We start from the raw sequence: 3,981 nt of genomic DNA on the forward strand, positions 1-3,981 counted from the left end.
CGGTGCCCCTCTCCGCTCAATCTCCTCCTCGCCGCTCGGAATTCGCTCCGAGGGGCACCGGCTCCGCCGGCTTCGAGTCACCGAGGTGTTCGGCGTCGCGGACTGCAGGGGTCAGAGCGCCGTCAGCCAGTCGCAGCGCAGGCGGCCCGAACGGTGCAGTCTCCTGCGGCCGCCGGTGTAGGCCATCGGCAGCAGCCAGGCCATCAGGCACAACGGCAGTGCGATCCACGCCTGGATCAATAACGCGCCCGGAACGCCCATGAACCCCAGCATCCAAATCGTCAGCACGACGTTCCAGACCGCCAGCTCCACCGGGTGGCGGGTGCTGTGCATCACCATCCAGCGCTTCACCTGGCTGAGCTGCGTGAGAGTCATGGCGGGCTCCTGGACGACGACGGGGAGGCTGGGAAGGGGTTGGAAACAGGCCTGGACGCGGCAGGCCTCGGACGGGTGTCAGTGTAAGTTTGGAGTCAGGGTTTCCCCATCCCACGCTCGTGGAGCCCGACTGGAACTCCGGGTTATCCCGCCATGCGGCATGGTGGCCCGGGTGCCGATCGGCACGGGTCCGGCCCGGCGGGCTCGTGTATGGTTCGCCCCTTCTCAGAAGGTGGACAGGAGTCCCGCGAATGAAACGAGTGATGTGGGCCGCGCTGGCCTTGTACGCCGCCGCCGGCGCCCAGGCGCATGAAGGCATGTGGATGCCGGAGCAGCTGCCGCTGGTGGCCAAGGACATGAAGGCCCTGGGCCTGAAGTTCGATCCGGCGCGGCTGTCGCAGCCGCTGGGGTATCCGATGGGCGCGGTGGTGAGCCTGGGCGGCTGCACGGCCTCGTTCGTGTCGCCGCAAGGCCTGGTGGTGACCAACCACCACTGCGCGTTCGGCAGCATCCAGTACAACTCGACGCCGCAGAAGGACCTGCTGAAAAAGGGCTTCCTGGCCGCGTCGCTGGCCGATGAACTGCCGGCCGCGCCGGGCAGCCGCATCCTGGTCACGGTCGCGCTGACCGACGTCACCGAGCAGGTGATCGACAAGAAGACCGCCGCGCTGCAGGGCAAGGCCCGCATCGATGCGATCGAGGCCAACCAGAAGTCGCTGGTCGCCGCCTGCGAGAAGGACGCCGGCCACCGCTGCTCGGTGGGCGCGTTCTACGGCGGCCTGATGTACCAGCTGACCAAGCAGCTCGAGATCCGCGACGTGCGCCTGGTCCACGCGCCGGCCGAAGGCGTGGGCGTCTTCGGCGGCGACACCGACAACTGGATGTGGCCGCGCCACACCGGCGACTACAGCTTCTACCGCGCCTACGTCGGCCCGGACGGCAAGCCGGCGGACTTCAGCAAGGACAACAAGCCCTTCCAGCCGCAGCAGTTCCTGAAGCTGGCGAGCTCGCCGCTGAACGAGAACGACTTCGTCGCCGTGGCCGGTTATCCGGGCCGCACCAACCGCCACCGTCTGCCGACGGAAGTCGATTTCGCGTTCTCGTGGGACTTCCCCCACCGCGTCAAGGCGATGGGCGAGCAGCTCGACCTGATCAAGGAGGCGACCGCCGGTCGTCGCGATGCCGAGATCAAGATGGCCAACACGGTCGCCGGCGTCAACAACTACTACAAGAACTACCAGGGCCAGATGGCCAGCTACGCGGGCAGCGACATCCTCGCGCGCAAGCAGGCGGCCTTCGACCAGATGAAAGCCTGGGTGAACGCCGACGCCAAGCGCCGCGCCGCCTACGGCCCGTCGCTGGTCGAGGTGGAGCGGCTGATCGCCGAGCGCCAGGCCATCGTGCGCCGGGAGTTCCTGCTGAGCTACGCGACGCCCGCGCTCGTCAAGAGCGCGAGCGACCTGTACGAGCAGGCGCTGCAGCGCAAGAAGCCGGATGCGGAGCGCAAGGCCGGGTACCAGGACCGCGACCAGCTGCGCCGCAAGCAGGCCGTGGAGACGCTGGACCGTCGCTTCGACGAGGTCACCGAGAAGAAGGTGGTCAGCCACTTCCTGACGCAATACCTGGCCCTGCCGGCCGACCAGCTCAACGCCGCGTTCCTGAACGCGCTGGGCGTGCGCGCGGGCATGGACGCCGCGGCCGTGACGGCGCGCGTGGACGCGCTGTACGCGGGCACGAAGCTGACCGACAAGGCCGAGCGCACGGCCTGGTTGTCGCGTGACGCCGCGGCCTTCGAGGGCAGCACCGACACGCTGGTCAAGGCCGCCGTGGCGCTGCACGCCGACGAGGAAGCGCGCGAGAACCGCGACAAGGAACTGGCCGGCAAGACGCAGCAGGCCTATGCCGCGACGATGCAGGCCGAGATCGACTTCAAGGCCAGCCGCGGCCAGCCGGTCTATCCGGACGCGAACAGCACGCTGCGCGTGGCCTTCGGTCAGGTGAAGGGCCGCACGCCGGGCGTGGACGGCACGACCTGGACCCCGTTCACGACGCTGCGGGGCATCGTGGCCAAGCACACCGGCACGGGCGAGTTCGACGCGCCCGCCGAACAGCTCGCCGCGATCAAGGCGCGCCAGTTCGACAAGTACGGCGTGAAGGCGCTGGACTCGGTGCCGGTGAACTTCCTGGCGACGCTGGACACGACGGGCGGCAACTCGGGCTCGCCGGTGCTGAACGGCAACGGCGAACTGGTCGGCCTGCTGTTCGACGGCACGCTGGACGCGGTGATCTCCGACTGGGACTTCAACGACAACATGAACCGCAGCATCTGCCTGGATGCGCGCTACATGCTGTGGCAGATGAAGGTCGTCGACAAGGCGGACCGCCTGCTGAAGGAAATGAACGCGCTGTGATCGCGCGGTTCCCCGGGTCGCTCGGCTGAGCGATCCGGGCGAAGGATCCGATGAACGCCCCGCCTGGCGCCATGCCTGTGCGGGGCGTTTTCATTTCAGGCGCATCTCGCCGCCAACTTTGGCCAGCGAGACTGACCTGAATCGGGGAACTGATGTGATGGAGCTTTGCGCTGGATAGCATGAATGTGCGATGGACCCACTTGTTTTTGTTGGTCTTGGCACGTTGGGTGATGTCTCGAAGGAATGGTTCGTCTATCGAAGGGCTCGGAGACTGGGCGTTCCATTTTTTTCGACCGATGAATCATGACTCACCCCTCTCAAGTGCCGAGCCCGCAAGCCGCCCCATCGACATCGAACGACATCGCCTCCCGGAGCGCCGCGCGACAGGTGCGGCGTGCTGTGAAACCCGAAGCGGACGAGGAGGTCGTGCTCGAGACTTCCGCGGATCTCGGTGCGGATCTCGCTGCGGAGGACGCCACGCCGAGTGACGACTCAGTGGTCGCAGACGCATCGACGCCGTCGATGGCGGTACCTGCTCCCGGCGCGGGCGCCGGTATGGATGTCGCCGTGCCCGCCGCTGGTGAAACGCCGAGTCTTTCCCTGATGTCCGTCGGTCTGGGTGCTTTGGCGCTGGCTGGTGCAGCGGCGGCGGGCGGCCATGGAACCACCCATTCGGGGTCACCCGTCGTCACACCGACGCCGACGCCGACGCCGACGCCGACGCCGACGCCGTCGACGGGTAACGGGAACGATGCGATCAACGGCAATGGGTCGGTGACTGTCGGCGGGCTCTTGCCCGGCGCGGGCTGGCAGTTCTCAACGGACGGCGGTCAGCACTGGAAGCCTGGTACCGGAAATTCGATTCCGGCAGATCAACTCGCGGAAGGCAAGAACACGATCACGATCGTGCAGATCGACAAGGACGGCAAACGCAGTGAGCCGGCGGTGATCTCGGTGGTGAAGGACACGGTCGCGACTCAACCGGACATCAAGACGAGCACCGGCACCGGTGCGATCAACAACGGCGGGTCGGTGAATGTCGACGGCATCGAGCCGGGCGGCAAGTGGGATTACAGCCTGGACGGTGGCAAGACCTGGAAGCCGGGCAACGGTTCTTCCATCCCCGGCGACGCGCTGAACGAAGGCAAGAACCACGTCACCGTGCGTCAGACCGATGCTGCGGGCAACGAGTCGA

At 67.0% G+C, this 3,981-nt stretch carries 2 protein-coding genes and 1 pseudogene; 2 read left to right on the top strand and 1 reads right to left on the bottom strand.

Translation table 11 applies throughout. From position 1 onward, the window contains the following. Positions 1–111: 111 nt before the first annotated feature. Positions 112–375, bottom strand: coding sequence for a hypothetical protein (locus tag VF536_RS13255; protein WP_331615321.1), 264 nt, complete (start codon positions 373–375; stop codon positions 112–114). Between the two features lie 251 nt (positions 376–626). Here VF536_RS13255 and VF536_RS13260 point away from each other — a divergent pair, with 251 nt between their 5' ends. Next, positions 627–2,786, top strand: a complete 2,160-nt coding sequence (locus tag VF536_RS13260; protein ID WP_331615322.1) for a S46 family peptidase — start codon at positions 627–629, stop codon at positions 2,784–2,786. 303 nt (positions 2,787–3,089) lie between these two features. Further along, positions 3,090–3,981: pseudogene (locus VF536_RS13265) on the top strand (hypothetical protein); the annotation flags it as partial.

Source organism: Roseateles sp. (genome assembly GCF_036486225.1).
In the GTDB taxonomy this organism is placed as follows: domain Bacteria; phylum Pseudomonadota; class Gammaproteobacteria; order Burkholderiales; family Burkholderiaceae_C; genus Roseateles.

Bases quoted from the DNA above. Each gene is read 5' to 3' on its own strand.
- VF536_RS13255 (WP_331615321.1), bottom strand. From the start codon at position 375: ATGACTCTCACGCAGCTCAGCCAGGTGAAGCGCTGGATGGTGATGCAC.
- VF536_RS13260 (WP_331615322.1), top strand. From the start codon at position 627: ATGAAACGAGTGATGTGGGCCGCGCTGGCCTTGTACGCCGCCGCCGGC.